Genomic DNA, 14,001 nt, shown 5'->3' with positions numbered 1-14,001 from the left:
CTCACCCCGGGGGGGGGGGGGGGGGCCGGGGGGGTCGGGGGGGGGGTCGCCCCGGCCCCGGGGCCGCCCACCGATTGAATGGTGACTGATATTGAAATCTGTCACCTGTCATGCGAAGGTGGAGACACCCCACCTAGGAGTTCTCATGACCCTCCCCACCCGCCCCCTCGGCACGACCGGCCCGCGCGTCTCCGCCCTCGGTCTCGGCTGCATGGGCATGTCCGCGCTGTACGGGGACGCCGACCGCGCCGAGTCGATCGCCACCATCCACGCCGCGCTCGACGCGGGCGTCACCCTGCTCGACACCGGCGACTTCTACGCCATGGGGCACAACGAGATGCTGATCGGAGAGGCCCTGCGCACGGCTCCCGCCGCGGCCCGCGAGCAGGCTCTGACCAGCGTGAAGTTCGGCGCCCTGCGCGACCCGGACGGCGGCTGGTCCGGATACGACGGGCGCCCGGCGGCGGTGAAGAACTTCGCCGCGTACTCGCTCCAGCGCCTCGGCGTCGACCACATCGACGTCTACCGGCTGGCCCGGCTCGACCCGGACGTCCCGGTCGAGGAGACCGTCGGCGCCGTCGCCGAGCTCGTCGAGCAGGGCCACGTCCGGCACATCGGACTGTCGGAGGTCGGCGCGGACACCGTGCGCCGGGCCGCGGCGACGGCCCCGATCAGCGACCTGCAGATCGAGTACTCGCTGATCTCCCGCGGCATCGAGGAGTCGATCCTGCCGGCCACCCGTGAGCTGGGCATCTCCGTGACGGCGTACGGAGTGCTCTCGCGCGGCCTGATCTCCGGGCACTTCACCCGCGACCGCGAGCTGGCGGCGAACGACTTCCGCAGCTTCAGCCCCCGCTTCCAGGGCGAGAACCTGGCGCACAACCTCGATCTGGTCGAGCGGCTGCGCAAGATCGCCGAGCAGAAGGACGTGAGCGTCGCGCAGATCGCGATCGCGTGGGTGCTCTCGCGCGGCGAGGACATCGTGCCGCTGGTCGGCGCCCGCACCCGGGCCCGCCTCACCGAGGCGCTCGGCGCGCTCGACGTGACGCTCGACGCCGCGGACCTGGCCGCGATCGAGGCGGCGGTGCCCGCCGGCGCCGCGGCCGGTGAGCGCTACCCGGCCGCACAGATGGCACACCTGGACAGCGAGCACTGAGCCGCTCCCGGTACGGTCACTGCCATGGCACCGCCCACCGAGACCCTGACGCCCGAGCGCATCCTCGCCGCGACCGAGGAGGTGCTGCGCCGGCACGGCGCCGCGAAGGCGACCGTGGTCGACGTGGCCCGCGCGCTGGGGGTCAGCCACGGTTCGGTGTACCGGCACTTCCGCACGAAGGCGGAGCTGCGCGGCGCGGTGACCAAGCGGTGGCTGGACCGCACGACCGGCCTGCTCGCGGAGGTCGTCGCGGCCGACGAGGCTCCGCCCGCCAAGCTGCGGCACTGGCTCGAGGCGCTCTTCGAGGCGAAGCGGCACAAGGCGGGCGACGACCCGGAGCTGTTCGCCACGTACACCGTGCTGACGAGTGAGAACGGGGGCGTGGTCGACGCCCATGTCGCCGAGCTCGTCGGGCAGTTGACGGCGATCCTCGCCGAGGGGGTCGAGCAGGGCGCCTTCGAGGCCCCCGACCTCTCCGCGACGGCCCGCGCCGTCTTCGAGGCCACGGCCCACTTCCACGACCCGGCCTACGCCCCCGAGTGGCCCCGCCCCGAGACCCGGCCCGCCTTCGAGGCCGTCCTCACCCTCGTCCTACGAGGCGTCGCCGCCTAGGGCCTTTCTCGGCCCCGTGCGCCCCCAGGGGCGTCATCACGCGCACCCGAAAGCGGTGGGCCGGCACATCAAGTAGGTCGGCACATCAAGCCCCTCCGGCGATCGAGGAGCGGGGTCCGGGCCGGAGCCCCGAATCAAAGCCCCTCCGGCGATTGAGGAGCGGGGACCGGGGCGGAGCCCCTGGGGGCGCGGGAAGGAGGCCCACACGCAAAAGCCCCGGGCCCCCACATCGCGGGAACCCGGGACCAAAGCGCGCCGGAGGCGATCAGCAGCCGATGAGGCGCGCCGCGAGGTAGCCCTCGATCTGGTCGAGAGACACCCGCTCCTGCTTCATCGTGTCGCGCTCGCGCACGGTGACCGCGTTGTCGTCCAGGGTGTCGAAGTCGACGGTGACGCAGAACGGCGTACCGATCTCGTCCTGGCGACGGTAGCGGCGACCGATCGCACCGGCGTCGTCGAACTCGATGTTCCAGTGCTGGCGCAGCGCCGCGGCCAGGCCCTTGGCCTTCGGCGACAGCTCCGGGTTGCGGGACAGCGGGAGGACCGCGACCTTCACCGGGGCGATGCGCGGGTCGAAGCGCATGACGGTGCGCTTCTCCATCTTGCCCTTGGCGTTCGGCGCCTCGTCCTCGAAGTACGAGTCGAGCATGAAGGCCAGCATCGTGCGGCCGACACCGGCCGCGGGCTCGATGACGTACGGCGTGTAGCGCTCGCCCTTCTCCTGGTCGTAGTAGGAGAGGTCCTGGCCGGAGGCCTTGGAGTGGGCGGACAGGTCGTAGTCGGTGCGGTTGGCGACGCCCTCGAGCTCGCCCCACTCGCTGCCGCCGAAGCGGAAGCGGTACTCGATGTCAGCGGTGCGCTTCGAGTAGTGGGAGAGCTTCTCCTTCGGGTGCTCGAACCACCGCATGTTCTCCTCGCGCAGGCCCAGGCCGGTGTACCAGTTCCAGCGCTGCTCCATCCAGTACTCCTGCCACTGCTCGTCCTCGCCGGGCTTGACGAAGAATTCCATCTCCATCTGCTCGAACTCGCGGGTGCGGAAGATGAAGTTGCCGGGCGTGATCTCGTTGCGGAACGACTTGCCCATCTGCGCGATGCCGAAGGGCGGCTTGCGGCGGGAAGTCGTCTGCACCTGGCTGAAGTTGGTGAAGATGCCCTGCGCGGTCTCGGGGCGCAGGTAGGCGACGGAGCCGCTGTCCTGCGTCGGGCCGAGGTGCGTGGCGAGCAGACCCGAGAACTGCTTGGGCTCGGTGAAGGCGCCCTTGGTGCCGCAGTTCGGGCAGTTGATGTCCGCGAGGCCGTTCTCGGGGAGACGGCCCTTCTTCTCCTCGTACGCCTCTTCCAAGTGGTCGGCGCGGTAACGCTTGTGACAGGAGGTGCACTCGGTGAGCGGGTCGGTGAACGTGGCGACGTGACCGGAGGCCTGCCAGACCTCGGTCGCCAGGATCACGGACGAGTCGATACCGACGACGTCCTCGCGCGAGGTGACCATGTAGCGCCACCACTGACGCTTGAGGTTCTCCTTCAGCTCCACGCCCAGCGGTCCGTAGTCCCAGGCGGCACGCTGACCGCCGTAGATCTCGCTGCAGGGGTAGACGAAGCCACGGCGCTTGCTGAGGCTGACGATGGTTTCGATCTTGTCGGCGGCCACGGTGCTCTCTTCATTACGACGACGGCGAGTGCGCTGGATACGCACTCCGGGAGCGAATGCTTCAGGTTACCGGCGCGGCCACCCCCCGAACCAAATCGGTTCCGGGTCCGGAGTCACCACAGAGTGGGACGAAGGTCTCGACGAGAGCTTGTTGACAATCGTTTCCAGTTTTGTTGAAAATGACTGTCATGAACGTACGCCTGCCCCGGCTCTCCGGCCGCCGACTCATATCCACCACCGCCGTCGCCGCGACGACCGTCCTCGGTCTGACCGCCCTGTCCGCGTGCTCCGCGACGAGCGCAGCGGACGGGAAGAACAGCGACGGCAAGCTGGACGTCGTCGCGTCGTTCTATCCGATGCAGTTCCTCGCCGAGCGGATCGGCGGCGAGCACGTCAGCGTCACCAACCTGACCGAGCCGGGCCAGGAGCCGCACGACCTCGAGGTCAGCGCCCAGCAGCGCGGCCGGATCGAGCAGGCCGGCGTCGCGCTCTACCTCAAGGGCCTGCAGCCCTCCGTCGACGAGGCAATCAGCCAGTCCGGGATCAAGACCAAGGTCGACGCCGCGTCGCTCACCTCCCTGGAGAAGCACGGCTCCGAGGTCGGCGGCCACGCCGAGGAGCACGCCGAGGAGCACGAGGGGCACGACCACGGCGGCGAGGAAGGCTCCGACCCGCACATCTGGCTCGACCCCGTGAAGTACGCGGAGGTCGCCCAGGGCGTCGGCAAGGCGCTGGAGAAGGCCGACCCGGACCACGCGGCCGACTACAGGAAGAACACCGCCGCACTCGTCGCCGACCTCGGCAAGCTCGACCAGAAGTTCAAGGACGGCCTGAAGAACACGGACTCCAAGGTCTTCATCACCACGCACGCCGCCTTCGGCTACCTCGCCGAGCGCTACGGCCTCACCGAGGAGGCCATCAGCGGCCTCGACCCGGAGAGCGAGCCCAGCGCGGCCCGCGTCAAGGACCTCCAGAAGATGGCGAAGGCCGACGGCGTCACGACCGTCTTCTACGAGACCCTCGTCAGCGACAAGACGGCGAAGACCCTGGCCGGCGACGCGCACCTGAAGACGGACGTGCTCGACCCGCTCGAGGGCATCACGAAGAAGTCCAAGGGCGAGGACTACGTGCAGGTCATGGAGTCGAACCTGGCCGCCCTGCAGAAGGCGCTCGGCGCCAAGTGACGTACGGGACCAGTGACGCGAAGGGCGGCAGCGAGATGAGCGCGAACGACACCGAGGCCCCCGTCATCGCTCTGCGCGGGGTGACGGCCGAGCTCGGCGCGCGCCCCGTGCTGCGCGGCATCGACCTGACCGTGCGCCGCGGCGAGGTCGTGGCGCTGCTCGGGGCCAACGGCTCGGGCAAGTCCACGGCCGTGCGCAGCATCATCGGGCAGGTGCCGCTCACCGGCGGCACGATCGAGCTGTTCGGCACGGCGCGGCGCCGGTTCCGCCAGTGGGCGCGCGTCGGGTACGTGCCGCAGCGCACGACGGCGGCGGGCGGGGTCCCGGCGACCGTCGCCGAGGTCGTCGCCTCCGGCCGGCTGTCGCGGACCCGCTTCGGCCTGATGCGCAAGGCCGACCGCGAGGCGGTGGCCCGCGCCCTGGACCTGGTCGGGATGACCGACCGGGCCAAGGACTCGGTGAACGCGCTGTCGGGCGGCCAGCACCAGCGGGTGCTCATCGCCCGCGCCCTCGCCGCCGAACCCGAGCTGCTGATCATGGACGAGCCGATGGCCGGCGTCGACCTGGCCAGCCAGGAGGTCCTCGCGGCCACCCTGCGCGAGCAGGTCGCCACGGGCGCCACCGTACTGCTCGTCCTGCACGAACTGGGCCCGCTGGAGCCGCTGATCGACCGGGCCGTCGTGCTCCGCGACGGCTGCGTCCTGCACGACGGGCCGCCCCCGAAGGCCGTCGGCCAGCACGCGCTGCCCGGCCACGACCACGTCCACCCGCACACCGCCGCGGACGCCGAACCGATCCGTACAGGACTGCTGAGCTGATGGAACTCCTCGACTTCGCCTTCATGCAGCGGGCGCTGCTCGCCGCCGTCCTCATCGGCATCACGGCCCCCGCGATCGGCATCTACCTGGTCCAGCGCCGCCAGGCCCTCATGGGCGACGGCATCGGCCACGTCGCGATGACCGGCGTCGGCCTCGGCTTCCTCCTGTCCACCTCCCCGGTGTGGATGGCGATGGCCGTGTCCGCGCTGGGCGCGCTGGTCATGGAGCTGATCCGCTGGTACGGGAAGACGCGCGGCGACATCGCGCTCGCCATGCTGTTCTACGGCGGCATGGCCGGCGGCGTGATGCTGATCAACCTGGCGCCGGGCGGCTCCACGGCCAACCTCGGCTCCTACCTGTTCGGCTCGCTCACCACGGTCTCCCCGTCCGACGTGACCGCCATCGTCGTCCTCGCGGCGTTCGTGATCCTGGTGACGGTGGGCCTGCGCCGGCAGCTGTTCGCGGTGAGCCAGGACGAGGAGTTCGCGCGGGTCACGGGCCTGCCGGTGCGCGCCCTGAACCTGCTCATCGCGATCACGGCGGCCGTCACGGTCACCGTCGCGATGCGCGTCGTGGGCCTGCTCCTGGTGTCGGCGCTGATGGTGGTGCCGGTCGCCGCCGCGCAGCAGCTGACCCGCAGCTTCAAGGCGACGTTCGTCATCGCGGTCGCGATCGGCGTCGTCGTGACGCTCGGCGGCACCGTGACCTCGTACTACCAGGACGTGCCGCCCGGCGCGACAATTGTCCTGCTGACCATCGCGGTGTTCATCGCGCTGACGCTGCTCGCGACGCCGCTGGCGCGGCGCCGGGCACGTGCGGCGGGAGCGGTCGCCGGGGATCCGGCGGAGTGCGCGATCCCCGCGCAGGCGCCCGAGAAGGTCTGACCCGCGCGCGCCGCCGCCTGGCACAATGGCGGCGGTACGCAGGTGGCAGGGACGTGAGGAGGAACCCGTGGCAGCCCCGGTTCGAGGCAGGTCGACCCGCCAGCGCGCGGCCGTGGCGGCGGCGCTCGACGAGGTGGACGAGTTCCGCAGCGCCCAGGAGCTGCACGACGTGCTCAAGCACAAGGGCGACTCGGTGGGCCTGACGACGGTCTACCGCACCCTGCAGTCCCTCGCGGACGCGGGCGAGGTCGACGTGCTGCGCACGACGGAGGGCGAGGCGGTCTACCGCCGCTGCTCCAGCGGCGACCACCATCACCACCTGGTCTGCCGCGTCTGCGGCAAGGCCGTCGAGGTGGAGGGCCCGGCCGTCGAGAAGTGGGCCGAGTCCATCGCCTCCGAACACGGCTACGTGAACGTGGCCCACACCGTGGAGATCTTCGGCACCTGCGCGGAGTGCGCTGCCGCGGAGTGAGTCTTCGTCTGCGGCCCGGTGGGGGCTGGTCGCGCCCCGCGGCGGAGCCGCTGATGTCACAGCCCCGCGCCCCTGAAATGCAGGCGCTGCGCGCCGCATTTCCCCGACAGGGGTGCGGGGCGCGTTTCATCTGGGGAAGGCGCGGCGAAGCCGCATGCCTTCCAGGGGCGCGGGGAACTGCGCGACCAGCCCCCACGCGCCCGCAGACGAACGAGGACTACTTACCGCCGCGCTCCAGCTGGAGCAGCACCTCGTTGGGCGTCGCCCCACCGAAGCGGCGGTCGCGGGAGGCGTATTCGACGCAGGCACGCCACAGGTCGCGGCGGTCGAAGTCGGGCCACAGGACGTCCTGGAAGACCATCTCGGCGTAGGCGCTCTGCCACAGCAGGTAGTTGGACGTGCGCTGCTCGCCGCTGGGGCGCAGGAACAGGTCGACGTCCGGCATGTCCGGGTAGTAGAGGTACTTCGCGAACGTCTTCTCGCTGACCTTCGACGGGTCGAGCCGGCCCGCCTTCACGTCCTCGGCGATGGCCTTTGCGGCGTCGGCGATCTCGGCGCGGCCGCCGTAGTTCATGCAGAAGTAGAGGGTCAGCTTGTCGTTGCCCTTGGTCTGCTCCTGGGAGATCTCCAGCTCCTTGGCGACCGACTTCCACAGCTTGGGCATGCGGCCCACCCACCGCACCCGGATACCGAGTTCGTCGAGCTGGTCGCGGGTCTTGCGGATGAAGTCCCGGTTGAAGTTCATGAGGAACTTCACCTCGTCCGGGGAACGCTTCCAGTTCTCCGTGGAGAACGCGTAGAGCGAGATCGCACCGACGCCCAGCTCGACGGCGCCCTGGAGGACGTCGAGGACGCGCTCGGCGCCGACCTTGTGGCCCTCGGTGCGGGGCAGCCCGCGCTCCTTGGCCCAGCGCCCGTTGCCGTCCATGACGATGGCCACGTGCTCGGGCACCAGCTCGCCCGGGATCTTCGGCGGCCGCGCGCCCGACGGGTGCGGTTCGGGCGTCTTGTACTCACGACGGGACCGTCCGAGGATTCCTCGACGTGCCATGTTCCGGGCCTCTCCCCTAGCTCAGCTTCAGCTTTTCTCTACGTAACGCAACGAGCGCAGACCGCGCTCCAGGTGCCAGTGCAGGTACGCCGACACCAGCCCGCTGCCCTCGCGCACGAACCGTGCCTCGCACGCGTCCGCGGTCTCCCAGTCGCCGGTCAGCAGCGCAGCGAGCAGGTCGAGGGCCTGGGGTGAGGGTACGACGCTGCCCGGTACCCGGCAGTCGACGCAAACCGAGCCGCCGGCGCCGACCGAGAAGAACCGGTTGGGACCGGGCATTCCGCACCGCGCGCAGTCCCCGAAACTCGGCGCGTACCCGTTCACGGCGAGGGAGCGGAGCAGGAAGGCGTCGAGGATGAGGTGCGGCTCGTGCTCGCCGCGGGCGAGGGTGCGCAGGGCGCCGACGAGCAGCAGGTACTGCTGCACCGCGGGCTCGCCCTCATGATCGGTGAACCGCTCGGCCGTCTCCAGCATGGCCGTCCCGGCGGTGTACCGGGCGTAGTCGCTGACGATCCCGCCACCGTACGCGGCGATGGTCTCGCTCTGCGTGCACAGCGGCAGCCCGCGCCCGATCAGCTCGCTGCCCCGCGCGAAGAACTGCACGTCCACGTGCGAGAAGGGTTCGAGCCGCGCCCCGAACTTCGACTTGGTCCGCCGCACTCCCCGAGCCACGGCCCGCACCCGCCCGTGCCCCCGCGTGAGCAGCGTGATGATCCGGTCGGCTTCACCGAGCTTCTGGGTGCGCAACACGATCCCGTCGTCACGGAAAAGACTCATCGCACACCCCCGCGCATGTCCGGCCGGGGGTACGGGGGTCGCCCCCCGGAAGAAAACAGCATGATCCGGTCGGCTTCACCGAGCTTCTGGGTGCGCAGAACGATCCCGTCGTCACGGAAAAGACTCATCGCGCGCCGCCTCGGGCGCTGTCGTCACGGAACGGGGAAGTCATGTGTCCATTCTGCCTTCACGCGAAGGGCGGCAGCGGGGCCGACGGGTTCTTCAGCCAGGCCCGGGCCCGCTCGTGCAGCGCGGCCGGGAGCGAGTCGCTGAGGCCGGCGACCGTGGCGGACCGGAGCGAGTCTCGCCAGGCACGGTCCGCGTCGTACATGACCTGCGCGACCCCACAGGGCCCCTCGCACCGGTCGGCCGGTACCGCGCACGCGCCCCGCTGCCGGATCTCGGTGCAGACGAACGGCGGGGCCGAGCCCTCGACCGCCTCGACGACGTCGAGCACCGTGATGTCCTTCGGGTCGCGGGCCAGCCGGAACCCTCCGCGCGGCCCGGACGTGGCGATCAGCACCCCTGCCGCGGCCAGCGACTTGAGGTGCTTGGCGAGGTACGCGTCCGGCAGCCCGTAGTACCCGGCGAGGGTGGTCCGGGGCACGGCCGCCCCCGGCTCCGCCTGCACGAGCAGAACGCAGCAGTGCAGCGCCCACTCGACCCCTTGCGACAGCTTCATGGCCCCGAGACTACCGCTCGGACCACTTGATGGATATTCAATGTCGATGATATCGATGTACCTCATGGCCGACATGACCGAGGAAGCGAAGACACCGACGAAGACAGCGACGGGGGCGGCTGCCGCGCGGCCCTCCCCCGCCGACCGCAGGATGCTCGCGGTCGCCCTCACCGCGACGTTCATGGCGAGCTTCGACCTGTTCGTGGTGAACGTCGCGACGGAGGCGCTCCGCACCGACCTGCGCGCGAGCGACGCCGCGCTCGAACTCGTCGTCGCCGGTTACGCCCTGGCGTACGCGGCCGGTCTCATCACCGGCGGCCGGCTGGGCGACCGCTTCGGGTACCGGCGGATGTTCGTGACCGGCATGCTCGCCTTCACCGTGACGTCCCTGCTGTGCGGGCTCGCCCAGGACGCGGGCCAGTTGGTCGCCGCGCGCCTCGCGCAGGGGCTCGCCGCCGCGGTGATGGTGCCGCAGGTGCTGTCCCTGGTGACGGCCCGCTACCCCGCCGAACATCGCGGCCGGGCCACCGCCTGGTACGGGGCGACGGCCGGGCTCGGCTCGATCGCGGGGCAGCTGCTCGGCGGGGTGCTGCTGCAGGCGGACGTGTTCGGGCTCGGCTGGCGCAGCGTGTTCCTCGTCAACGTCCCCGTGGGCGCCGCCGCGGCCCTGCTCGCCTTCCGCGCGCTGCCCGCCCTGTCCGGTGCCCGGCGCGGGTTCGACGGTCCGGGAGCGCTCGGCGTCACGCTCCTCCTGGCCCTGCTGCTGATCCCGGCGACCCTCGGCCGCGAGGCGGGCTGGCCGGCGTGGACCTGGCTCTGCCTGGCGGCCGCCGTCCCGGCCGGCTGGGCGACCTGGCGCCGGCAGCGCGCCCTGCGGGCGCGCGGCGGCGAACCGGTCCTCGACCCCGTCCTGCTCCGCAACCGCCCCTACGTGACGCTGCTCGTCGCCGTCGGCCTCTTCCAGACCTACTTCGGCGGCTACATGTTCGCCCTGGCCCTGCTGCTCCAGTCCGACCTGGGGCTCGGCCCGTTCACCGCCGCGCTCGTGTTCCTTCCGCAGGCCGTCCTCTTCAGCGCCGGAGCACTGGCGAGCGGGCGGCTCACCGCACGGTTCGGGTCGCGCTCCCCCCTGCTGGGCGGCGTGCTCGTCCTCGCCGGCCTGACCCTGCTCGCCGGCCTGCTCGCCCTGTCCGACAGCCCCGGAGCCGCGGCCCTGCTCCCCGCGCTCGCCCTCAACGGCCTCGGCAACGGTCTGCTGCTCCCGCCCCTCATCGGCGCCGCCCTGTCCCGCGTCGCACCCACCTCCGCCGGTGCCGCCTCCGGGCTGCTCAACACCGCTCAGCAGGCCGCCGGTTCCCTCGGCGTCGCCCTGCTCGGGGCGCTCTGGTTCACCTGGGGCGCGGTACCGGTGTGCGCCGCCTCGGCGGCCCTCGCCGCCACCGCCTGCGTGCTCCTGCGGAGGACCCGGTGACCCAGGGCCGGCCCTAGGGGACCTCGCCCCGGCTGCGCCGGTTCGCGTACGTCGTCGCCGCCCGCAGGCGCTCGTGGGTCGTCGCCTCCCGCAGCACCTCGGGCGGACAGTCCCACTCCCGCCCGCCCCCGTACGGCCGCAGCTGTACGTACGGGCCCTCGTGCCCCATCACCCGTCCCACCTGACCGGTGCTCGTGTCGACCGCGTACGAACCGATCGGTGGCTTCATCGCGCTGCGCTCCTGTCGTCCGGGCTTGCGAGGAGGACGGCGGCGAGACGGGACGCCGCGTCAACCGAACAACGCCCCAATTCCACCAATGGACACGGGGCACTCCGTGCGATTGACCCGGGATCCAGGCCCAGCGACGGCAGCACAATTCCGACCCTCGCGAGTGCGGCTCGCACATTCTCCACCGTTTCCTCGGCTTCCTCCACGCACCGCGCGGCATGGTTCCCGTTGCCCTTCACGTGGCTCCCCTTCCCGATTCGATTTCACGCTTCGCACCTCAACGGTGGCGTCGCGTCTCTACAGTGGGGAAGGCTCTGTGCACTACAACTGCGGGGCTGCACCTGGGGGTTGGCCATGGCCAATGGTTCGCGACAAGCGGCGTGGGAGTTCTTCGGACTCGAACTGAAGCGGCGCCGCGAGGACGCCGGTCTGACCCAAGTGGAGTTGGGCTTACGCGTATTCGTTTCCGGCGGCTACATCGGCCAGTTCGAACAGGCAATTCGCAAGCCACAGTTGGACGTAGCCCAGAGGATTGACGAGGCGCTGCAAACCGACGGTATTTTCGAGCGGATGTGGCGCCAGCTCATCGATGATCGCCGGTATGCGGAGTATTTCGCCGCCACCGCAGAGCTGGAGAGGCTGGCGACCGTGCTCTGCGACTTCGAGCCGTTCGTCATCCCCGGTCTCCTCCAGACTGCCGAGTACGCCCGGGCAATCACCCTCGCCAGTAATCCCTTCGCCCCCGAGGGGCACATCGAGGAGATCGTCGCGGCTCGGCTGGAACGCGCCCAACTCCTCCGGGGTGACACCCGCCCCCTGTACTGGGCGATCTTGCACGAGACAGCCCTGCGCGTGCCGGTCGGGGGCCCGGCCGTCATGGCCCGGCAACTGCGGCAGCTCACCATGCTGTCCCGTGAGCGCCACGCGCTGGTGCTCGTACTGCCGTACACGGCCGGCGCGCATGCCCAGATGGGCAAGTCGCTGCGGCTCATGGAGTTCGCGGACGCTCCCCCAACCGCCTATACAGAGGCGGTGTATTCGGGGAACCTGCTGGACGATCCGGCAGTAGTGAAGCGGACACGGGCGGCTTACGATCTGCTCAGGGTCGCCGCGCTACCGCCGGAGGCGTCCCTGGCCCTGATCGAATCGGCGGCGGAGGACTACGAGCGATGCGCGAGTACAACCTGACCGGTGCCCACTGGCGCAAGTCCACCCACAGCGACGGCGACGGCGGCAACTGCGTCGAGGTCGCCGACGGAGTCCCCGGCGTCGTCCCCGTCCGGGACTCCAAGGTCGCGGGCGGGGACGTCGTCGTGATCGGGGCCGGGGCGTGGGCCGCGTTCGTGGACGGGGTCAGGCGGCCTTGCTGAGCGCGTCGAGGCGGTTGGACGTGTGCCAGATCGCCTCGGCCGCGACGACGTTGGCGAGGAGCAGCATCCAGCCCCCGGGTTCGAGCACGGACCGGATGTCGTACGCGGGGTTGTCGTCGTCGATCGTCACCCCGAGCGTCATGACGATCAGGAAGATCCCCATGAGGGTCAGGACAACGGTCCAGATGGCCGCGACGGCGGCCGCCACGCCGGACCAGGCCCGGTAGTCGGAGTCCGAGGACAGCCGCAGCAGATACAGCAGGCCGCACACGATCAGTACGGCCGTGCCGAGGACGCCGACCGGAACGACCGCCCAGTCCGAGGTCACGCCGGGGATGCCGCTGGCGTACGACCGCCAGGGGTCCGCCCAGTCGAAGGACCCCGTCACCTGGGAGACCTGCCGTCCCGTGGAGTCGCTGGTCCATGTCTCGGTCATGATCGGATTGGCCGAGGCGATGAAGAGGACGATCGCCGCGAGCGCGAGCTTGAACAGGTGGACGGCGACGACGCCACCCGTACGCCCCGGGCGCTTCGGCTCGGGCGGTACCGGCGTCTTCGCGACCTTGGTCGGGGCGGGGACCGGCGGTTCCAGATCGGCGGCCCGGGCCTTCATCGCGTCACGCAGGCGCAGTTCGGTGGCCGCCCGGGTCTTCGGCACGTCTCGCGGTCGCGGCACGGTGACGGCGGAGGACGGGTCGTCGTCGTGCCGTGCGAGCGTGCGCAGCGCCGCCGTGCGCTCCTGAATGGCCTCGCGCGCCCCGCTGACCCGCATCCAGGCGCCGGGGCCGAGGTCGTCGCCGAGTTCCCGCTCGCACAGTCCGAGGATCTGCGGGGCGGCCGGCCGTTCGGCGGGTTCCTTGTCGAGGCAGGCGGTCAGCAGGTCCCGTAGGGGCGCGGAGCGGATCGCCGACAGGTCGGGGTCGTCGGCCACGATGCGGTGGGCGACGCCCCATTCGTTCTCCGCGCCGAACGCCTCCTGGCCCGTCGCGAGGAAGTACAGCGTGGAGCCGAGGGCGAAGATGTCGGACGGCTCACCGACGGAGCGGCCCATGGCCTGCTCCGGCGACATGTAGAGCGGGGTGCCGACCCGCGTGGAGTGGCTGCTGTACGTCACGGACTGGGTCAGCGACTTGACGATGCCGAAGTCGATGACCTTGGGGCCCGTCTCGTCGAGCATGATGTTGCCGGGCTTGAGGTCGCGGTGCACGACGTGCGCGGCGTGGATGTCGGCGAGGGCGTGGGCGATGCCCCAGGCCAGCAGCAGCACCTGCGGCGCGGGCAGCGGGCCGCGCTCGGTGACGAGGTCGCGCAGGGTGGGCCCGGCGACGAACCCCGTGGCCAGCCACGGCTGTTCGGCGTGCGGGTCCGCGTCGAGGAGCGGCGCGAGGTGGGCGCCGCGGACCTTCTGCGCGGCCCGCACCTCCCGCTCGAACCGCTCCCCGAACTCGGCGTCCCGCGCGAACTCGGGGCGGATCACCTTCACGGCGGCTGGGTGCCCGCCCGGCGAGAACGCGATGAACACCTGCCCCATCCCGCCCTCCCCCAGCCGTGCCACCGGCCGGAAGTCCCCCAGCTCCGCCGGGTCCTGCGCCTGTAGCGCCGTGAACCGGAATGCCGCCTTGGGCATGCCGTCCCCCTTTGTTCTCC

The 14,001-nt window shown here is 71.1% G+C and carries 15 protein-coding genes; 9 read left to right on the top strand and 6 right to left on the bottom strand.

Annotated elements, in window-relative coordinates; all coding sequences use genetic code 11:
* The first annotated feature begins 145 nt into the window (after nt 1–145).
* Entirely contained in the window at nt 146–1,156 is a 1,011-nt protein-coding gene (locus tag ACFW9D_RS02900; protein WP_384616997.1) for an aldo/keto reductase, read from the top strand.
* A 24-nt stretch (nt 1,157–1,180) separates the two neighbouring features.
* On the top strand, nt 1,181–1,768 hold the full coding sequence (locus ACFW9D_RS02895; protein ID WP_384616995.1) for a TetR family transcriptional regulator: 588 nt from the start codon (nt 1,181–1,183) through the stop codon (nt 1,766–1,768).
* A gap of 265 nt (nt 1,769–2,033) precedes the next feature.
* On the opposite strand, the gene ACFW9D_RS02890 is transcribed toward ACFW9D_RS02895, so the two are convergent.
* Nucleotides 2,034–3,416, bottom strand: a complete 1,383-nt coding sequence (locus ACFW9D_RS02890; protein WP_188339051.1) for a glycine--tRNA ligase — start codon at nt 3,414–3,416, stop codon at nt 2,034–2,036.
* Nucleotides 3,417–3,604: 188 nt separating this feature from the next.
* Here ACFW9D_RS02890 and ACFW9D_RS02885 point away from each other — a divergent pair, with 188 nt between their 5' ends.
* From ACFW9D_RS02885 to ACFW9D_RS02870, 4 genes are read left to right on the top strand one after another with little or no spacing between them, the layout of a single operon-like run.
* Nucleotides 3,605–4,600 (top strand): metal ABC transporter substrate-binding protein, encoded by a 996-nt coding sequence (locus tag ACFW9D_RS02885; RefSeq protein WP_384616992.1) that lies wholly within the window; start codon nt 3,605–3,607, stop codon nt 4,598–4,600.
* Between the two features lie 35 nt (nt 4,601–4,635).
* Nucleotides 4,636–5,418 (top strand): metal ABC transporter ATP-binding protein, encoded by a 783-nt coding sequence (locus tag ACFW9D_RS02880; RefSeq protein ID WP_384617073.1) that lies wholly within the window; start codon nt 4,636–4,638, stop codon nt 5,416–5,418.
* Complete coding sequence (locus ACFW9D_RS02875) at nt 5,418–6,302, top strand: metal ABC transporter permease (protein ID WP_384616990.1); 885 nt, start codon at nt 5,418–5,420, stop codon at nt 6,300–6,302. The genes ACFW9D_RS02880 and ACFW9D_RS02875 overlap by 1 nt, the downstream gene beginning before the upstream one ends.
* Nucleotides 6,303–6,327: 25 nt before the next feature.
* A complete protein-coding gene (locus tag ACFW9D_RS02870; RefSeq protein WP_384616987.1) occupies nt 6,328–6,774 on the top strand; it encodes a Fur family transcriptional regulator in 447 nt (148 codons plus the stop codon).
* Nucleotides 6,775–6,991: 217 nt separating this feature from the next.
* On the opposite strand, the gene ACFW9D_RS02865 is transcribed toward ACFW9D_RS02870, so the two are convergent.
* The 3 genes from ACFW9D_RS02865 to ACFW9D_RS02855 form a co-directional block, all read right to left on the bottom strand.
* Complete coding sequence (locus tag ACFW9D_RS02865; protein ID WP_384616984.1) at nt 6,992–7,825, bottom strand: isoprenyl transferase; 834 nt, start codon at nt 7,823–7,825, stop codon at nt 6,992–6,994.
* Nucleotides 7,826–7,852: 27 nt separating this feature from the next.
* Entirely contained in the window at nt 7,853–8,602 is a 750-nt protein-coding gene (gene recO, locus ACFW9D_RS02860) for a DNA repair protein RecO (protein WP_384616981.1), read from the bottom strand.
* Nucleotides 8,603–8,789: 187 nt separating this feature from the next.
* Nucleotides 8,790–9,284, bottom strand: a complete 495-nt coding sequence (locus ACFW9D_RS02855) for an Rrf2 family transcriptional regulator (RefSeq protein WP_188339044.1) — start codon at nt 9,282–9,284, stop codon at nt 8,790–8,792.
* A gap of 40 nt (nt 9,285–9,324) precedes the next feature.
* Between ACFW9D_RS02855 and ACFW9D_RS02850 the strand changes: the two genes are divergently transcribed.
* Nucleotides 9,325–10,755 (top strand): MFS transporter, encoded by a 1,431-nt coding sequence (locus tag ACFW9D_RS02850; protein ID WP_384616978.1) that lies wholly within the window; start codon nt 9,325–9,327, stop codon nt 10,753–10,755.
* Between the two features lie 13 nt (nt 10,756–10,768).
* Here the strand turns inward: ACFW9D_RS02850 and ACFW9D_RS02845 are convergent, their stop codons facing one another.
* Nucleotides 10,769–10,984 carry a hypothetical protein gene (locus tag ACFW9D_RS02845; protein ID WP_188339042.1) on the bottom strand — a complete coding sequence of 72 codons (216 nt, stop codon included), beginning with the start codon at nt 10,982–10,984 and terminating at the stop codon, nt 10,769–10,771.
* Nucleotides 10,985–11,338: 354 nt separating this feature from the next.
* Here ACFW9D_RS02845 and ACFW9D_RS02840 point away from each other — a divergent pair, with 354 nt between their 5' ends.
* A complete protein-coding gene (locus tag ACFW9D_RS02840) occupies nt 11,339–12,172 on the top strand; it encodes a Scr1 family TA system antitoxin-like transcriptional regulator (RefSeq protein WP_384616974.1) in 834 nt (277 codons plus the stop codon).
* Entirely contained in the window at nt 12,130–12,354 is a 225-nt protein-coding gene (locus ACFW9D_RS02835) for a DUF397 domain-containing protein (protein WP_384617070.1), read from the top strand. Before ACFW9D_RS02840 ends, ACFW9D_RS02835 begins: the two co-directional genes overlap by 43 nt.
* Here ACFW9D_RS02835 and ACFW9D_RS02830 read toward each other — a convergent pair.
* Nucleotides 12,338–13,981 carry a serine/threonine protein kinase gene (locus ACFW9D_RS02830; RefSeq protein WP_384616972.1) on the bottom strand — a complete coding sequence of 548 codons (1,644 nt, stop codon included), beginning with the start codon at nt 13,979–13,981 and terminating at the stop codon, nt 12,338–12,340. The two genes, ACFW9D_RS02835 and ACFW9D_RS02830, sit on opposite strands and share 17 nt — an antisense overlap.
* Nucleotides 13,982–14,001: the final 20 nt, after the last annotated feature.

This window comes from Streptomyces sp. NPDC059524 (genome assembly GCF_042749255.1).
GTDB classification, from domain to species: domain Bacteria; phylum Actinomycetota; class Actinomycetes; order Streptomycetales; family Streptomycetaceae; genus Streptomyces; species Streptomyces xanthii.
The sequence above is the reverse complement of the archived record's forward strand: the minus strand, read 5'-3'. Positions and strand labels throughout refer to the sequence as shown.

Bases quoted from the DNA above. Each gene is read 5' to 3' on its own strand.
- ACFW9D_RS02845 (WP_188339042.1), bottom strand. From the start codon at position 10,984: ATGAAGCCACCGATCGGTTCGTACGCGGTCGACACGAGCACCGGTCAG.
- ACFW9D_RS02855 (WP_188339044.1), bottom strand. From the start codon at position 9,284: ATGAAGCTGTCGCAAGGGGTCGAGTGGGCGCTGCACTGCTGCGTTCTG.
- ACFW9D_RS02885 (WP_384616992.1), top strand. From the start codon at position 3,605: ATGAACGTACGCCTGCCCCGGCTCTCCGGCCGCCGACTCATATCCACC.
- ACFW9D_RS02830 (WP_384616972.1), bottom strand. From the start codon at position 13,981: ATGCCCAAGGCGGCATTCCGGTTCACGGCGCTACAGGCGCAGGACCCG.
- ACFW9D_RS02900 (WP_384616997.1), top strand. From the start codon at position 146: ATGACCCTCCCCACCCGCCCCCTCGGCACGACCGGCCCGCGCGTCTCC.
- ACFW9D_RS02865 (WP_384616984.1), bottom strand. From the start codon at position 7,825: ATGGCACGTCGAGGAATCCTCGGACGGTCCCGTCGTGAGTACAAGACG.
- recO (WP_384616981.1), bottom strand. From the start codon at position 8,602: ATGAGTCTTTTCCGTGACGACGGGATCGTGTTGCGCACCCAGAAGCTC.
- ACFW9D_RS02895 (WP_384616995.1), top strand. From the start codon at position 1,181: ATGGCACCGCCCACCGAGACCCTGACGCCCGAGCGCATCCTCGCCGCG.
- ACFW9D_RS02840 (WP_384616974.1), top strand. From the start codon at position 11,339: ATGGCCAATGGTTCGCGACAAGCGGCGTGGGAGTTCTTCGGACTCGAA.
- ACFW9D_RS02880 (WP_384617073.1), top strand. From the start codon at position 4,636: ATGAGCGCGAACGACACCGAGGCCCCCGTCATCGCTCTGCGCGGGGTG.
- ACFW9D_RS02870 (WP_384616987.1), top strand. From the start codon at position 6,328: ATGGCGGCGGTACGCAGGTGGCAGGGACGTGAGGAGGAACCCGTGGCA.
- ACFW9D_RS02850 (WP_384616978.1), top strand. From the start codon at position 9,325: ATGTCGATGATATCGATGTACCTCATGGCCGACATGACCGAGGAAGCG.
- ACFW9D_RS02875 (WP_384616990.1), top strand. From the start codon at position 5,418: ATGGAACTCCTCGACTTCGCCTTCATGCAGCGGGCGCTGCTCGCCGCC.